Genomic DNA, 15,236 nt, shown 5'->3' with positions numbered 1-15,236 from the left:
TGCGCCGGCCAGCGTGCCGGCGCCGATCGATAACAATGCCATCGGTAACGGCCTCGCGCCGTCGTGGGGAGCCCTATGCGCAACAACCAACCCGTCACGCAACGAGAACATGTCCTGAAGGACGATCACTTCCTGATCTCCCGCACCGACCTCAAGGGCCGCATCACCTATGCCAATCCGGCCTTCGTGGAGGTGAGCGGTTTCGATCACGATGAGTTGATCGGCGCGCCGCACAACCTGGTGCGTCATCCCGATATGCCGCCGGCGGCCTTCGATGACTTGTGGAAGACCCTGAAGGCCGGCCGGCATTGGCGGGGCGTGATCAAGAACCGCTGCAAGAACGGCGATCACTACTGGGTCAACGCCAGCGTCTCGCCGATCCTCGAGGACGGCAAGACGGTGGGCTTCGTGTCGATGCGCACCAAGCCCTCGCAAGCCGAGGTCGAGCGTGCCGAGGCGGTCTATGCGCGGATGAACGAGGGCCGTTCGACCCGTTACGCCCTCGCTCGTGGCCAGTTGGTGCGCAAGGGGCTGACCGGTTGGCTGGGACGCCTCAACGTGCGCAGCATGCGCGCCAAGGTCATGGCGATGATCCTGGTGGCCGGCGTGCTGCTGCTGGCCAGCGGCGGTGTCGGCCTGCTGGGGCTGGAGCGGGCCGATGGGCGCCTGCAGGCGCTGGACCGCGACGGCCTGCAGGATGTGGCGCGCCTGCAGCAGATCGACCAACTGGTGACCCGCAGCCACCAGATGCTGACCAGCAGGGCACCGGTGGAGCTGCTCGAGCAACGTGGGGCCTTGATCACACGGCTCGATGATATCGAGACGTCGCTGGATTCGCTGTGGTCGGCCTATCGTGAACGCGCGCTCAACCATGGCGACAAGGCCGATGCGTTCAGCGACAGCCTGGGCACCTATCTCCACGAGGGCATGGATCAGGCCCTGGATTTGCTGGGCAGCGAGGACAATTTCAGGGTCTTCGCCGACCTCCCGTCGCATGGCGAGCAGATGCGCGACCAGGGCCGCGAGCTGTCGAGTCAGGTCAACGCGCTGATCAAGGACAAGCGCGAGGCGGCCGCGACCCTGGCCGACGAGGCCAGCAAGGCTCACCAGCGCATGCTGACGGTGCTGGCGGCCACCCTGGGCGTCGGCCTGTTGCTGCTCTGCGTGCTGGGCGGGTTGATCCTGCGTTCGCTGCTGCGGCCGTTGCGCACGGCCGAGGCCTTCACCCTGCAGATCGCTGCGGGGAACCTGGCGGCGGAATCTCCGAGCCGCCAGCGTGACGAGCTTGGCCGCCTGCTGGATGCGCTGGACCTGATGCGCAAGAGCCTGGGCAGCATCGTCGGCGACGTGAGCTCCGGGATCGAACGGGTCGCCCCGGCCGCCCGCGACATCGCCACCGGCAACGAGGAACTGTCGGCACGCACCGAGCAGCAGGCCGCCTCGTTGCAGCAGACCGCCTCCAGCATGGAGGAGATGACCACCACGGTGGGTCACAACGCCGACAATGCCCGTCAGGCCAGTGGCCTGGCCTCGGACAACGCCTCCCGCACCCGCGAGGCGGGCGAGCTGATGCAGCAACTGGTCGCGACCATGGGCGAGATCACCGAGGGCTCGCGCAAGATGACCGAGATCATCGAGGTCATCGATTCCATCGCCTTCCAGACCAACATCCTGGCGCTCAACGCCTCCGTCGAGGCGGCCCGCGCCGGCGAACAGGGGCGTGGCTTTGCGGTGGTCGCCGGGGAAGTGCGCAACCTGGCCGGCCGTTCGGCCTCGGCGGCCCAGGAAATCAAGGCGTTGATCGACGGTTCCTCGCAGCAGGTGGAAGGCGGGGCGGCGCTGGTGCAACGCGCCGAGGCGTCGCTCGGCGAGGTGATGGAAGCCTCGACCCGGGTCAACGACATCATGGGCGAGATCACCGCCGCTTCCGAGGAACAGACCAACGGCATCGGCCAGATCAACCAGGCCGTCGCGGAAATGGATCAGGTGACCCAGCGCAATGCCGCTCGGGTGCAATCCTCGGCCCGGGCAGCCGCCGAGCTGGACCGGCAGGCCAAGGGACTGACGCTCGTCGCCTCGGCCTTCCGCCTGCGCGGTGCGGGCCTGGAGACGATACCTTCGCGCGGCGAGGACGGGGCGACGCCCTCAACCGAGACCGCACCGACATCGACGCCCGCCGATGAGCCGACGGAAACACCACGTCGCGAGCGCCGGGCCGACGCGGCGGCGACCGAGGAGTGGGAAGCATTTTGACCCAGTCCCGTGAAGTGCCCACCCCCGAGTTCGGGGAGTGGGCGGGTGTCGAGCGCGACCTCGAACTGACCGATGCCGATTTCGCCAGGATTCGCCAGCTGATCTATCAGCGTGCCGGTATCGTGCTGGCCGAGCACAAGCGGGAGATGGTCTACAGCCGGCTTGCCAAGCGGCTGCGCCACCATGGCCTGGTGCGCTTTGCCGACTATCTGTCGCGCCTGGAGGGCAACCAGGCATCTCCCGAGTGGGAAGCCTTCACCAATGCCCTGACCACCAACCTCACCGCCTTCTTTCGCGAGGCGCACCACTTCCCGCTGCTGGCGGAGCATGCGCGCCAGCGGCGTGGCCCGCTGCGTATCTGGAGCGCGGCGGCGTCCAGCGGCGAGGAAGCCTATTCCATTGCCATGACGCTGGACGAGGCCCTGGATGGGCGCACCGCGAACGTCGAGGTGCTGGCCTCCGATATCGATACCGAGGCCCTGGCGCGTGCCCGGGCCGGCGTCTATGCCCTGGACCAGGTCCGCAAGCTCGACGAGGCGCGGATCAAGCGCTATTTCCAGCGCGGGCGGGGGCGCCAGGAGGGGCTGGCGAGGGTTCGCCCGGAATTGATGTCGATGGTGCGCTTTCTGCCGCTCAACCTGCTGGCGCCGTCCTGGTCCGTCGAGGGTCCTTTCGACGCGATCTTCTGTCGCAACGTGATGATCTACTTCGACAAGCCGACCCAGGCGCGAATCCTCGAACGCTTCGCGCCACTGCTCAAGCCGGACGGCCTGTTGTTTGCCGGGCACTCGGAGAACTTTTCCTACATCACCGATACCTTCCGACTGCGAGGGCAGACGGTCTATGTCCGACGCACGTAAGGCGCGAGCAGGCCGGCGCTAAAGTTGCGTGCATTCCGGCCGATACCTCGAACATGACTGGTGTCGTCGGCCTGGCGCGTCGGTCACCCAGTAAAGGAGATACCCTTGAGTGCACCCCGGATCAAGGTGCTGTGCGTCGATGACTCGGCGCTGATACGCGACCTGCTGAGCGAGATCATCAACGAGCAGCCCGACATGGAGGTGGTGGCCACGGCCCCCGACCCGCTGGTGGCCCGGGACCTGATCAAGCGGCACAACCCTGACGTGCTGACCCTGGACGTCGAGATGCCGCGCATGGACGGCCTGGACTTCCTCGAGCGGCTGATGCGCCTGCGGCCCATGCCGGTGCTGATGGTGTCCTCGCTGACCCAGGCCGGTTCGGAGGTCACCCTGCGGGCGCTGGAGCTGGGTGCCCTGGATTTCGTGGCCAAGCCGTCGCTGGGCATTCGCAGCGGCATGCAGGCCTATGCCGAGGAGATCGCCGAGAAGCTGCGTGCGGCGGCGCGCTCGCGGCCGCGACGCGCGCGCCAACGCGAAACTCCAGCGCCCCGGACGCTGGAAGCGCCAATGGTGTCGAGCGAGAAGCTGATCATCATCGGGGCTTCCACCGGTGGCACCGAGGCGATTCGCAGTGTGCTGGAGCCGATGCCGGCCCATGCCCCGGCGATCCTGATCACCCAGCACATGCCCGGCGGTTTCACGCGCTCCTTCGCCGAGCGCCTCGACCGGCTCTGCAGGATCGCGGTCAAGGAGGCGCAGGACGGCGAACGCGTCCTGCCGGGACATGCCTATGTGGCGCCCGGTGACGCCCACCTGCGGCTGGTACGTAGCGGCGCCAACTATGTGGTGCGCCTGGATGACGGGCCGCCGGTCAACCGCCACCGGCCCTCGGTGGATGTGCTGTTTCGTTCGGCGGCGGACCAGGCGGGGCGCAACGCCATCGGCGTACTGCTCACCGGCATGGGCAAGGATGGGGCCGCCGGGCTGCTGGAGATGCGTCGAGCGGGCGCGGCCACCCTGGCCCAGGACGAAGCCAGTTGCGTGGTCTTCGGCATGCCGCGCGAGGCCATTGCCCTGGGTGCCGCCGAGGAAGTGGTCGGGCTCGACGACATGGCCGCCCGGCTGCTCAAGCGTGTCGCCGCTTCCGGCCGGAGCCAGCGAGTGTAGTGACGTTGCGGGCCATGCCCAACGGGTCGGCGATGCCGGCCGCTTGCCATGTCATTCAATGAGCATGTTGTTCAAAGAGCATGTTATTCAAAAAGATAGGGGAACCCCGATGGCGGACAAGAACATGAGCATCCTGGTGGTGGATGATTTTCCGACCATGCGGCGCATCGTGCGCAGCCTGCTCAAGGAGCTCGACTTCACCAATGTGGAGGAGGCCGAGGACGGCCAGGACGCACTGAACAAGCTTCGGGAGGGCAATTTCGAATTCGTGGTTTCCGACTGGAACATGCCCAACCTCGACGGTCTGGAGATGCTCAAGCAGATCCGCGAGGACGAGGCCCTCAAGGAGCTCCCGGTGCTGATGGTCACGGCGGAGGCGAAGAAGGAGAACATCATCGCGGCGGCCCAGGCCGGTGCCAGCGGCTATGTGGTCAAGCCCTTCACCGCGGCGACCCTGGAAGAAAAGCTCAACAAGATCTTCGAAAAGCTGGGCATGTGACACCGCGTCGGGCCTTGGAGCCCGGCCACCAGGAGAGGCGATGATGAGCATGGAGAATCGGCCCGAGGATCCCCAGGCTAATGGTGACGAACTGGTCCAGCGGATCGGCCATCTGACCCGCATGCTGCGTGACAGCATGCGCGAGCTGGGGCTGGACAAGGAGATCGAACGCGCGGCGGAGGCGATCCCCGATGCCCGCGATCGACTGAGTTATGTCGCGGTCATGACCGAGCAGGCGGCGGAGCGCGCGCTCAATGCCATCGACCGCGCGCAGCCGATGCAGGATCGGCTGAGCGAACAGGCCCGGCAGCTCGATGCGCGCTGGGCCGAGTGGTTCGCCGAGCCCAAGGAACTCGACGAGGCTCGCGAGCTGGTTCAGGACACCCGTTCCTATCTCGGCGAGGTGCCCGACCTGACCCAGGCCACCGGCAAGGAACTGCTCGAGATCATGATGGCGCAGGACTTCCAGGACCTGACCGGCCAGGTGATCAAGAAGATGATGGAGGTGATCCGCGAGATCGAGCATCAGCTGGTACAGGTGCTGATCGACAGCGTACCTCAGGGCGAGGCCCGCGAGGACATGCAGCGTCGCGCCGACGACCGGCGCGAAAGCGATACGCGGCGTCGCCAGGACGAACTGCTCAATGGCCCGCAGGTCAAGACCGAGGGCGATGACATCGTCGCCGATCAGGATCAGGTGGACGATCTGCTCGACCAACTGGGTTTTTGATCCGTCACCATCGCTTGCCCGCCTACGGACGTGAAATAGCCGATACACGTGGATAAGCCCACGAAAATCGGCCCTTTTCGCGTGACCGTTCCTTCCCCGATCCCCGGATAATGGCCAGGGTGCGCAAGAGTGCCCGGTAACTGGCCATGGCCGACGATAGCAGCAGCGACGAAGAAAAGACCGAAGATGCAACGCCGCGACGGCTGGAGAAGGCGCGCGAGGAAGGCCAGGTGGCCCGTTCTCGCGAGCTGGCGACCTTCATGCTGTTGCTGGCCGGCGTCCTTGGGCTGGCCTCCCTGGGTGGCACGCTCTATGACCAGATCGGCGGCGTGATGGAGCAGGCCTTCCTGTTCGATCGGCGCCAGGCAATGGAGACCTCGCCGATGCTGGCCGAGGCACTGATGCTGGGACGTCACACCCTGATCAGCCTGTTGCCGCTGTTCCTGCTGCTGACGGTGGTCGCCCTGGTGGCGCCGGCCCTGCTGGGGGGCTGGCTGATTTCCGCCAAGTCGCTCAAGCCCCAGGCCTCCAAGCTCAATCCGCTCAAGGGGCTCAAGCGGATCTTCGGAACCCAGGCACTGGTCGAGCTGGCCAAGGCCATCGCCAAGTCGGTACTCGTCGGCAGTGTGGGCATGGCCTATCTCTATCTGCATCGCGGCGAGTTCATGGCGCTGATGAGCCAGCCCATCCACCAGGCGCTGGCCCGCGCCATGGGCATGGCGGCGGAAGCCTGCGGCCTGATGGTGCTGACCCTGCTGGTGGTGATCCTGATCGACGTGCCTTACCAGTTGTGGAGTCACGCCAAGCAGCTACGCATGACCAAGGACGAGGTCAAGCGCGAGCACAAGGAGTCCGAGGGCGACCCCCAGGTCAAGGGACGCATACGTCAGCAGCAGCAGGCCATGGCGCGCGGGCGGATGATGAGCCAGGTACCCGAGGCTGATGTGATCATTACCAACCCCACGCACTATGCCGTGGCCCTGGTCTATGAACAGACCGGCATGGCCGCGCCCAGGGTGGTGGCCAAGGGGGCCGATGCCGTCGCCGCGCGCATCCGTGAGCTGGGCGAGGAAGCGGGAGTGCCGCTGCTGGAGGCGGCCCCGCTGGCGCGCTCGCTCTATCACCATGTCGATCTCGAGGCCGAGATACCCGCTGCCCTGTATACCGCGGTGGCGGAGGTGCTGGCCTGGGCCTTCGGCCTGAAACGGGCCGCCGCCGAAGGCAGCGAAGCACCACCGACTCCCGAGAATCTGTCGGTACCGGACGCCATGGCGGCGCCGGACCGCGATGCAACGAACGAGGCACGAGGATGAAGGCCTGGAGCCACTACCTGCCGCGACGCAACTGGATGGCCGACGTGCCCATGAAGGTGCTGGCCGGCCCGCTGCTGATCATCATGATCCTGGCGATGATGATCCTGCCGTTGCCGCCCTTCGTGCTGGATCTGCTGTTCACCTTCAACATCGCCCTGGCGGTGATGGTGCTGCTGGTCAGCATGTTCACCCAGAAGCCGCTGGACTTCGCCGCCTTCCCGGCGGTGCTGCTGTTCACCACCCTGCTGCGGCTGTCGCTCAACGTGGCCTCCACCCGGGTGGTACTGATGGAGGGCCACCAGGGCGGCGACGCGGCAGGCAAGGTCATCGAAGCCTTCGGCCAGTTCCTGGTGGGAGGCAACTTCGCCGTCGGCCTGGTGGTGTTCGGGATCCTGGTGATCATCAACTTCATGGTCATCACCAAGGGAGCGGGGCGCATCGCCGAGGTGGGCGCCCGCTTCATGCTCGATGCCATGCCGGGCAAGCAGATGGCTATCGACGCCGACCTCAATGCCGGTCTGATCGGCGAGGACGAGGCGCGCCAGCGACGCTCCGACATCTCCCAGGAGGCCGATTTCTACGGCTCCATGGATGGCGCCAGCAAGTTCGTGCGCGGCGACGCCATGGCCGGCCTGGTGATCATGGTGGTCAACATCATCGGCGGCCTGCTGATCGGCATGCTCCAGTACGACATGGACTTCGGCAGCGCGGGACGTACCTATGTGCTGCTGACCATCGGCGACGGCCTGGTGGCGCAGATTCCAGCCCTGGTGATCTCCACCGCGGCCGGTGTCACCGTTTCGCGGGTCAATACCGATCAGGATGTCGGCCAGCAGATGATCGGCCAGTTGTTCGTCAATCCCCAGGTGATGGTGCTCGCCGCCGGCGTTCTGGGGATGCTTGGCCTGGTCCCGGGCATGCCCAACCTGGTGTTCTTGATCTTCACCGCCCTGCTCGGTGGGCTCGCCTGGTGGTTGATGCGCGAGAAACGGCGTCGAGTGGTCGAGGAGCAGGACCGGCAGGCTCCCCCGCCCGCACCGGAGGCCCCCGAGGCCAGTTGGGAGGATGTACAGCTGGTCGACACCCTGGGGCTGGAGGTCGGGCATCGCCTGATTCCCCTGGTGGACGCCCAGCAGCAGGGCGAGCTGCTGGGTCGCATCAAGAGCGTGCGCAAGAAATTCGCCCAGGAGGTCGGCTTTCTGCCGCCGGTGGTGCACATCCGCGACAACCTGGAGCTGTCGCCCAATGCCTATCTGTTGACGCTCAAGGGCGCCGAGATCGGTCGCGCCGAGGCACATCCCGGACGCTGGCTGGCCATCGATCCCGGCCAGGTGTCCGGTGAGCTGGACGGCACGCCGACCCAGGATCCGGCCTTCGGCCTGCCGGCGGTATGGATCGGGACCGAGCAGCGCGAACATGCCCAGGTGTACGGCTATACGGTGGTCGATGCCAGCACGGTGGTGGCGACGCATCTCAACCACCTGCTGCATCGTCATGCCGCCGAGATGCTGGGGCGCCAGGAAGTCCAGAAGCTGCTCGACAAGCTCGGCGAGGATCAGAAAGGGCTGGTGGAAGAGGTCGTGCCCAAGGCGATTTCGCTCACCGTGCTGCAGCGCATCCTGCAGAACCTGCTGGAGGAGGACGTCTCGATTCGCGATCTGCGTACCATCCTCGACACCCTGGCGGAGCATGCGCCGCAGCAGCAGGATCCGGGCGAACTGACGGCCGTGGTGCGACTGGCCCTGGGGCGCGCCATCACCCAGCAGTGGTTCGCCGGACACGAGACGCTCAACGTCATCGGCCTGGACGGCCAGCTCGAACAGGTGCTGACCCAGGCCATGAACGGCAGCGGCGCCTTGGAGCCGGGGCTGGCGGAAACCCTCATGGAACAGACCGAACAGGCCCTGGCACGCCACGAGGCCAGCGGCGAGCCGCCGGTGCTGGTCGTGCAGCATGGCCTGCGCGCCGTGCTGGCGCGCTTCCTGCGCCGCCGCATGCGTCAACTGGTGGTGATGTCCCAGGCCGAGATTCCCGACGATCGCACCCTGAGGGTCACGACCGTGGTGGGAGGACAGTAAGTGATGTACGGCAGGCGCCGGTGCCGGGCATGGCCATTGCTGCTGTGGCTGGTGAGCGGCATGGCGCAGGCGGCCGGCAGTTGGGTGGAGCGAGCGCCGTCCCTGCACGTCGGCCTGGTCGACCGAGAGGCCATCAGCGCTCCCCTGGAGAGCCATGGCCAGTCGGCGGCCGGTCGGGTCATCGGCGATGTGCGCTGGCGGTTCCAATTGCCGCCGGGCAGCACCGTGGCGGCACGACTCTGCCATCCCGGCGGCTGTGTGCCCCTGTCCGGGCAGCGCGGCATGACCCGGGCCCTGGAGGGGCTGGCAGCGGACGTCCCATTGCGGTTTCGCTTCGCGCTGAAGGCGGGGCAGGCCCCGCTGAGCGTGGAGGGGCTGCAGGTGATCGTGAACTATCGGTGAGGTCGATGAGCCGCGAGGCATGAGCATGTACACAGCACAAGGCAAGATCGAACAAGGCGACCTGCTGGAGGAATACCTGCCACTGGTACGCCGCCAGGCATTGGCGCTGCAGGTACGGTTGCCGGCGAGCATCGAGCTCGATGACCTGATCCAGGCCGGTACCGTAGGGCTGCTCGAGGCCCTCGGGCGCTTCGATGCTGCCCAGGGGGCCAGTTTCTCGACCTTCGCCAGCCAGCGCATTCGTGGTGCCATGCTCGATGAACTGCGCAGCCGTGACTGGTTGCCGCGCAGCGTGCGGCGTGGCGCGCGGGCCGCCGACGAGGCGGTCAGGCGCCTGGAGCAGTCGCTGGGACGACCGCCGGAGGAGGCGGAAATCGCCGAGGCGCTGGACATGGACATCGATGCCTATCGTCGCCTGCTCAGCGACACCAACAGCGGCCAGTTGCTGCCTTTCGAGGACCTGATGAGCGAGGGCGGCGAGGGACGCCTGCGAGACAACGAAACGGCCGAGACGCCGGTTTCGCTGCTGGTCGACGATGAGCGCCGCAGGCAGCTGACGGCGGGCATCGAGGCGTTGCCGGAGCGCGAGAAACTGCTGATGGCCTTGTACTATCAGGAAGAGCTCAACCTCAAGGAGATCGGCGCCGTGCTGGGTGTCACCGAGTCGCGCGTCTGTCAGTTGCACAGCCAGGCGGTGAGTCGTCTGCGCGGGCGTCTGAGAGAGGCCGGGTGAGCGGCACGAGGCCTCTTAGGAAACCTCTATCGGCTGGATCAGACAGTTCAATTTACTTTATGCAACGCTGGTGGATATCCTAGTCGCCGTTTCATGCCCGTACACCCATGACAGCAAGGAGCATCATCGATGTCACTGCTCAATACCGAAGTCCTGCCGTTCAAGGCCACTGCCTATCACAACGGCGAATTCATCGACGTCACCGATGAGAGCCTGAAGGGCCAGTGGAGCATCTTCTTCTTCTATCCGGCCGACTTCACTTTCGTCTGCCCCACCGAGCTGGGCGATCTGGCCGACAACTACGAAGAGTTCAAGAAGCTGGGCGTGGAAATCTACAGCGTCTCCACCGACACCCACTTCACTCACAAGGCCTGGCACGACAGCTCCGAGACCATCGGCAAGCTCCAGTATCCGATGCTGGCCGACCCGACTCACGTCGTGTCTCGTAACTTCGACGTGCTGATCGAGGAAGACGGCGTTGCCGATCGTGGCACCTTCGTCGTCGATCCCGACGGCAAGATCCAGATCATCGAGCTGAATGCCGGCAACATCGGCCGTAACGCCGAGGAGCTGCTGCGCAAGGTCAAGGCCGCTCAGTACGTGCGTGCCAACCCCAACGAAGTCTGCCCGGCCAAGTGGGAAGAAGGCGAAGAGACCCTGGCGCCGTCCCTGGATCTGGTCGGCAAGATCTAAGCCATACTGCCGACACCTTCCTGGTGAGCCCGGGCGTCGCCCGGGCTTCTCTCAGCCGAATTTCATGCAGGACGCGCCGCCCTCGCGAGCGTGAGGGGCGAGCTGCGTCTTGAGGATCCGCGACGAGGATATCGCCGTTATGTTGGACGACAATCTGAAATCCCAGCTCAATGCCTATCTCCAGAAGGTCACGCGGCCGTTCGAGATCGTCGCCACCCTCGATGACGGCGACAAGTCCCGAGAACTGCACACCTTGCTGCAGGAAGTCGCGGGCCTGAGCGACAAGATCACACTCCGCGAGGATGGCGACGATGCCCGTGCGCCGTCCTTCGCCCTGTACCGCGAGGGGGAGTCCACCGGCGTGGTGTTCGCCGGCATCCCCATGGGCCACGAATTCACCTCGCTGGTCCTGGCACTGCTGCAGGTGGGCGGACACCCGCCCAAGGCGAGCGACGAGACGATCGAGCAGATCAAGTCGCTGCCTGAGGGCCTGCACTTCGAGACCTATTTCTCGCAGTCCTGCCAGAACTGCCCGGACGTGGTGCAGGCGCTGAACCTGATGGCGGTCCTCAACCCCGGCATCAGCCATGTGGCCATCGATGGCGCCCTGTTCAAGGACGAGGTCGAGGCCCGCGAGGTGATGTCGGTACCCGGCATCTTCCTCAATGGCGAGCCCTTCGATCAGGGCCGCATGAGCCTCGAGCAGATCCTGGCCAAGGTGGACAACGGCGCTCAGGAGCGCGAGGCCGAGAAGCTCAACGCCATGCCGGCCTTCGACCTGCTGACCGTGGGCGGTGGCCCGGCGGGTGCCGCGGCGGCCGTCTATGCGGCGCGCAAGGGCATTCGCACTGGCGTTGCCGCCGAGCGTTTCGGCGGCCAGGTACTCGATACCCTGGGTATCGAAAACCTGATCTCGGTGCCCTATACCGAAGGCCCCAAGCTGGCCGCGGCGCTGGAAGAGCACGTCAAGCAGTACGACGTCGACATCATGAACCTCCAGCGGGCCGTCGAGCTGGTGCCTGCCAGCGAGCCCGGCGGTGAGCACGAGGTGCGTTTCGCCTCGGGCGCGAGCCTCAAGAGCCGTACCCTGGTACTGGCCACCGGTGCCCGCTGGCGGGAAATGAACGTGCCGGGCGAGGCCGAGTACCGCAACAAGGGCGTGGCCTACTGCCCGCACTGCGACGGCCCGCTGTTCAAGGGCAAGCGTGTGGCGGTGATCGGCGGCGGCAACTCCGGCGTCGAGGCGGCCATCGACCTGGCCGGCCTGGTCAAGGAAGTCGTCCTGATCGAGTTCATGGACGAGCTGCGCGCCGACGAGGTGCTGCAGAACAAGCTCGCCAGCCTGCCCAATGTCGAGATCATCAAGGGCGCGCGGACGACCCAGATCAATGGTGATGGGGCGAAGGTTTCCGGCCTCACCTATGAGGAGCGCGCCAGCGGCGAACTCCGCGATATCGAGCTGGAAGGCGTCTTCGTGCAGATCGGCCTGGTGCCGAACACCGAGTGGCTGCGCGACTCGTCCATCGAGCTTTCCGCGCATGGCGAGATCATCACCGACGAGCGCGGCATGACCTCGGTGCCGGGTATCTTCGCTGCCGGCGACGTGACCACCGTGCCCTACAAGCAGATCGTCATCTCGCTGGGCGAAGGCTCGCGGGCGGCCTTGGGCGCCTTCGACTACTTGATCCGCCAGTAACACCTAGCCAAGCCATCATCCCGTGGCGGATGACGCCCTCGTCGGTTTACCGGCGGGGGCGTTGTCTTTTGGGCCGGTGCCTTTGGGTGGCTGCTCGCACAGGCGGTTCATGCGGGCGAGCGCCTGTTCGGCACCGTTCAAGCTGAAGACCAGGAACCAGTAGTCCTCCGGTGCCCGGTGGATGCGCAGGCGCAGTGTTTCACCGTGGCGCATGTCGTCGAGCAGGGCATCGGTGTCCGGCATCGACAGGCGCACGTAGAAGCCATCGTCGCCGCGCTCGGTGATGAAGGCGGCCTCGCCGCTGTGGACATCGTCGCGGTCGATCAGCATGTCCACCGGCACCCGGTTCCAGGTGGCGCTGCGCGACTGGAGCTCGTCGAGCGCCACGCGGATTTCCAGCCAGGGGTGTGCGCAGGCGCCGGGCGTGGCGTTGACGCTGAACACGCTGTCGCCGTAGCTGTGCTGTTCGATGGCGCGGACGTGGCGCTCATCGCCCAGGGTCAGGCTCAGCGAGTGCCAGTCGCCATGGGTCTGGACATCGCCGGTATTGAAACTGGTGGCCAGGGTCGGGGTGACGAACAGGGCGGCGAGCGGCAGCAGTCCGCTCGCGAGGATGGTGACAAGACGCATGGGATATTCCACAACCGTGATCCGCGCAGGCTAGCATGTCGCCCGCCCGGCTGTCCGGGGGCTCAACGCGCCTCGGCGATGGCGGCGGCCAGCGAACGGACCCGCTCCAGCACGGCCTGCTTGCCGTCGGCCGGTCGCTCGGCTTGCTGGAAGCAGTCGGTCAGCGCGGAGCCGACCACGACGGCATCGGCGAATTCGGCGATGCATCGCGCCTGGTCGGGCGTGCGGATGCCGAAGCCGACACCGATCGGCAGCTCGGTCTGCTGGCGGATCCGGCTCAACTGGGCTGCGATTCGTTCCGGGCTGGCCTGGGTCGCGCCGGTCACGCCGGTGCCGGAGACGTAATAGAGAAAGCCGGCGGCATCCTGCAGGATCCGCGGCAGGCGGCGTTCGTCGGTGGTTGGCGTGGCCAGCCGGATGACGTGCAGGTCGTGTTCCCGTGCCGGCCGGCGGATCTCCTCATCGTGTTCCGGCGGCAGGTCGACCACGATCAGCCCGTCCACACCGGCAGCGGACGCCAACTCCAGGAAAGGCGCCACGCCCAGGCGATGGATCGGGTTGTAATAGCCCATCAGCACCAATGGCGTCTCGTTGTCGTGCTCGCGAAAGGCGCGGACCATGGCCAGGGTCTTGTGCATGTCCTGCCCGCCCTGGAGCGCGCGCTGAGAGGCTCGCTGGATCGACGGCCCGTCGGCCATCGGGTCGCTGAACGGCATGCCCAGCTCGATGATGTCGGCACCGGCCGCCGGCAGGCCCAGCAGGGTGTCGAGACTGGTGTCGTGATCGGGGTCGCCGGCGCTGATGAAGGTGACGAGCCCGGCGCGATCGGCCGCCTGGAGCTCGGCGAAGCGGCGCGCGATGCGGTTTCGCGTGGGGGCCATCATTGCGTTCCTCGGTCGTTGGGCTTGGCGGTCATGTAGTCGGCGACGCTCGCCATGTCCTTGTCGCCGCGTCCGCTCAGGTTGATCACCATGCGGTGCGAGCGCGGCAAAGTCGGCGCCAGCTTGATGGCGTGAGCAATGGCATGGGAGGACTCCAGGGCGGGAATGATCCCTTCCAGCCGGCAGAGGGTATGGAAGGCGTCGACCGCTTCGTCATCGGTGACAGCGACATACTCGCCGCGTCCCGTCTCGTGCAGCCAGGCATGTTCCGGACCGATGCCCGGATAATCGAGCCCGGCCGAGATGGAATGGGCATCGAGGATCTGCCCCTCTGCGGACTGCAACAAGTAGGTGCGATTGCCGTGCAGGACGCCGGGCGTGCCGCCCTGCAGGCTGGCGGCATGCCGGCCGGTCTCGAGGCCCTGGCCGGCCGCTTCCACGCCGATCAGGCGTACGTCGGGCTCCTGCACGAAGGGGTGGAAGAGGCCCATGGCATTCGAGCCGCCACCGATGCAGGCCAGCAGGGAGTCGGGCAGCCGTCCCTCCCGTTCGAGCATCTGCTCGCGAACCTCCTGGCCGATGACGGACTGGAAATCCCGGACCAGGCTCGGATACGGATGGGGACCGGCCACGGTGCCGATGACATAGAAGGTGGAGGCCACATTGGTGGTCCAGTCGCGCATCGCCTCGTTCATTGCATCCTTCAAGGTGCCCGTACCGTGACTCACCGGCACGATCTCGGCACCGAGCAATTGCATGCGCTCTACATTGGGACGCTGGCGGTCGATATCGGCGCTGCCCATGTAGACGGTGCAGTCCATTCCGAAGCGGGCCGCCACGGTGGCTGTCGCCACGCCGTGCATGCCGGCACCGGTTTCGGCGATGATCCGCCGCTTGCCCATGTGCCGGGCGAGCAGCAACTGGCCCAGGCAATTGTTGATCTTGTGCGCGCCGGTGTGCATCAGGTCTTCGCGCTTGAAGTAGATCGTCGCGCCCTGCAGTCGTTCGGTCAGGCGCTCGGCGAAATACAGGGGGCTTTGACGGCCGACGAAGTCCCGCTGCAAGGCTGCCAGTTCGGCACGAAATGAGGCGCTGTCCTTCACCGCCGCATATTGCGCCTGAAGCTCGAGCGTCAGTGGCATCAGGGTCTCGGCGACGAAGCGGCCCCCGAAATGGCCGAAGCAGCCATTGGCATCGGGGACGGGGTCGTGCCTCGGTGTGGAAAAGCCCATGGCGATCACTCTCTCGCGGCAGGTGTAGTGGCATGCAGATTAGCCAGCCGACGAGACGGTGAAAATCGA

General features: G+C 66.1%; 14 protein-coding genes. 11 read left to right on the top strand and 3 right to left on the bottom strand.

The genetic code is table 11. The features are described 5' to 3' along the window. Positions 1–75 precede the first annotated feature (75 nt). The 11 genes from HELO_RS19430 (at position 76) to ahpF (ending at position 12,424) form a co-directional block, all read left to right on the top strand. Positions 76–2,253: a methyl-accepting chemotaxis protein gene (locus tag HELO_RS19430; RefSeq protein ID WP_013334092.1), complete on the top strand. Its 2,178-nt coding sequence runs from the start codon at positions 76–78 to the stop codon at positions 2,251–2,253. Continuing rightward, entirely contained in the window at positions 2,250–3,113 is an 864-nt protein-coding gene (locus HELO_RS18350) for a CheR family methyltransferase (protein ID WP_013334091.1), read from the top strand. Before HELO_RS19430 ends, HELO_RS18350 begins: the two co-directional genes overlap by 4 nt. Before the next feature lie 105 nt (positions 3,114–3,218). Further along, positions 3,219–4,280, top strand: coding sequence for a protein-glutamate methylesterase/protein-glutamine glutaminase (locus HELO_RS18345; protein ID WP_013334090.1), 1,062 nt, complete (start codon positions 3,219–3,221; stop codon positions 4,278–4,280). Between the two features lie 109 nt (positions 4,281–4,389). After that, on the top strand, positions 4,390–4,779 hold the full coding sequence (cheY, locus tag HELO_RS18340; RefSeq protein ID WP_041602277.1) for a chemotaxis response regulator CheY: 390 nt from the start codon (positions 4,390–4,392) through the stop codon (positions 4,777–4,779). Positions 4,780–4,819: 40 nt separating this feature from the next. Next, the gene (gene cheZ / locus HELO_RS18335) at positions 4,820–5,509 is read left to right on the top strand and encodes a protein phosphatase CheZ (protein WP_013334089.1); all 690 of its coding nucleotides are present in this window, start codon (positions 4,820–4,822) and stop codon (positions 5,507–5,509) included. Positions 5,510–5,655: 146 nt separating this feature from the next. Next, positions 5,656–6,822 (top strand): flagellar biosynthesis protein FlhB, encoded by a 1,167-nt coding sequence (gene flhB / locus HELO_RS18330; protein ID WP_013334088.1) that lies wholly within the window; start codon positions 5,656–5,658, stop codon positions 6,820–6,822. Beyond that, positions 6,819–8,900 (top strand): flagellar biosynthesis protein FlhA, encoded by a 2,082-nt coding sequence (gene flhA, locus HELO_RS18325; protein ID WP_013334087.1) that lies wholly within the window; start codon positions 6,819–6,821, stop codon positions 8,898–8,900. The genes flhB and flhA overlap by 4 nt, the downstream gene beginning before the upstream one ends. A 3-nt stretch (positions 8,901–8,903) precedes the next feature. Continuing rightward, positions 8,904–9,302, top strand: a complete 399-nt coding sequence (locus HELO_RS18320; protein WP_013334086.1) for a flagellar protein FlhE — start codon at positions 8,904–8,906, stop codon at positions 9,300–9,302. Between the two features lie 25 nt (positions 9,303–9,327). Beyond that, on the top strand, positions 9,328–10,035 hold the full coding sequence (locus tag HELO_RS18315; RefSeq protein WP_013334085.1) for an RNA polymerase sigma factor FliA: 708 nt from the start codon (positions 9,328–9,330) through the stop codon (positions 10,033–10,035). 129 nt (positions 10,036–10,164) lie between these two features. Next, positions 10,165–10,728: an alkyl hydroperoxide reductase subunit C gene (gene ahpC, locus HELO_RS18310; RefSeq protein WP_013334084.1), complete on the top strand. Its 564-nt coding sequence runs from the start codon at positions 10,165–10,167 to the stop codon at positions 10,726–10,728. A gap of 139 nt (positions 10,729–10,867) precedes the next feature. Beyond that, entirely contained in the window at positions 10,868–12,424 is a 1,557-nt protein-coding gene (gene ahpF / locus HELO_RS18305) for an alkyl hydroperoxide reductase subunit F (RefSeq protein WP_013334083.1), read from the top strand. A gap of 15 nt (positions 12,425–12,439) precedes the next feature. Here ahpF and HELO_RS18300 read toward each other — a convergent pair whose 3' ends face one another. The 3 genes from HELO_RS18300 to trpB form a co-directional block, all read right to left on the bottom strand. After that, positions 12,440–13,054: a hypothetical protein gene (locus HELO_RS18300; protein ID WP_013334082.1), complete on the bottom strand. Its 615-nt coding sequence runs from the start codon at positions 13,052–13,054 to the stop codon at positions 12,440–12,442. 62 nt (positions 13,055–13,116) lie between these two features. Further along, positions 13,117–13,938 carry a tryptophan synthase subunit alpha gene (gene trpA / locus HELO_RS18295; protein WP_013334081.1) on the bottom strand — a complete coding sequence of 274 codons (822 nt, stop codon included), beginning with the start codon at positions 13,936–13,938 and terminating at the stop codon, positions 13,117–13,119. Continuing rightward, the gene (gene trpB / locus HELO_RS18290) at positions 13,935–15,167 is read right to left on the bottom strand and encodes a tryptophan synthase subunit beta (RefSeq protein WP_013334080.1); all 1,233 of its coding nucleotides are present in this window, start codon (positions 15,165–15,167) and stop codon (positions 13,935–13,937) included. The genes trpA and trpB overlap by 4 nt, the downstream gene beginning before the upstream one ends. Between the last annotated feature and the right edge of the window lie 69 nt (positions 15,168–15,236).

The sequence above is a fragment of the Halomonas elongata DSM 2581 genome, from assembly GCF_000196875.2.
GTDB classification, from domain to species: Bacteria; Pseudomonadota; Gammaproteobacteria; order Pseudomonadales; family Halomonadaceae; genus Halomonas; species Halomonas elongata.
This window is presented reverse-complemented; position numbering and strand designations above follow the sequence as displayed.

Coding starts and splice junctions, on each gene's coding strand:
- HELO_RS19430 (WP_013334092.1), top strand. CDS start 76: ATGCGCAACAACCAACCCGTCACGCAACGAGAACATGTCCTGAAGGAC.
- cheY (WP_041602277.1), top strand. CDS start 4,390: ATGGCGGACAAGAACATGAGCATCCTGGTGGTGGATGATTTTCCGACC.
- cheZ (WP_013334089.1), top strand. CDS start 4,820: ATGATGAGCATGGAGAATCGGCCCGAGGATCCCCAGGCTAATGGTGAC.
- flhB (WP_013334088.1), top strand. CDS start 5,656: ATGGCCGACGATAGCAGCAGCGACGAAGAAAAGACCGAAGATGCAACG.
- flhA (WP_013334087.1), top strand. CDS start 6,819: ATGAAGGCCTGGAGCCACTACCTGCCGCGACGCAACTGGATGGCCGAC.
- HELO_RS18320 (WP_013334086.1), top strand. CDS start 8,904: ATGTACGGCAGGCGCCGGTGCCGGGCATGGCCATTGCTGCTGTGGCTG.
- HELO_RS18315 (WP_013334085.1), top strand. CDS start 9,328: ATGTACACAGCACAAGGCAAGATCGAACAAGGCGACCTGCTGGAGGAA.
- ahpC (WP_013334084.1), top strand. CDS start 10,165: ATGTCACTGCTCAATACCGAAGTCCTGCCGTTCAAGGCCACTGCCTAT.
- ahpF (WP_013334083.1), top strand. CDS start 10,868: ATGTTGGACGACAATCTGAAATCCCAGCTCAATGCCTATCTCCAGAAG.
- HELO_RS18300 (WP_013334082.1), bottom strand. CDS start 13,054: ATGCGTCTTGTCACCATCCTCGCGAGCGGACTGCTGCCGCTCGCCGCC.
- trpA (WP_013334081.1), bottom strand. CDS start 13,938: ATGATGGCCCCCACGCGAAACCGCATCGCGCGCCGCTTCGCCGAGCTC.
- trpB (WP_013334080.1), bottom strand. CDS start 15,167: ATGGGCTTTTCCACACCGAGGCACGACCCCGTCCCCGATGCCAATGGC.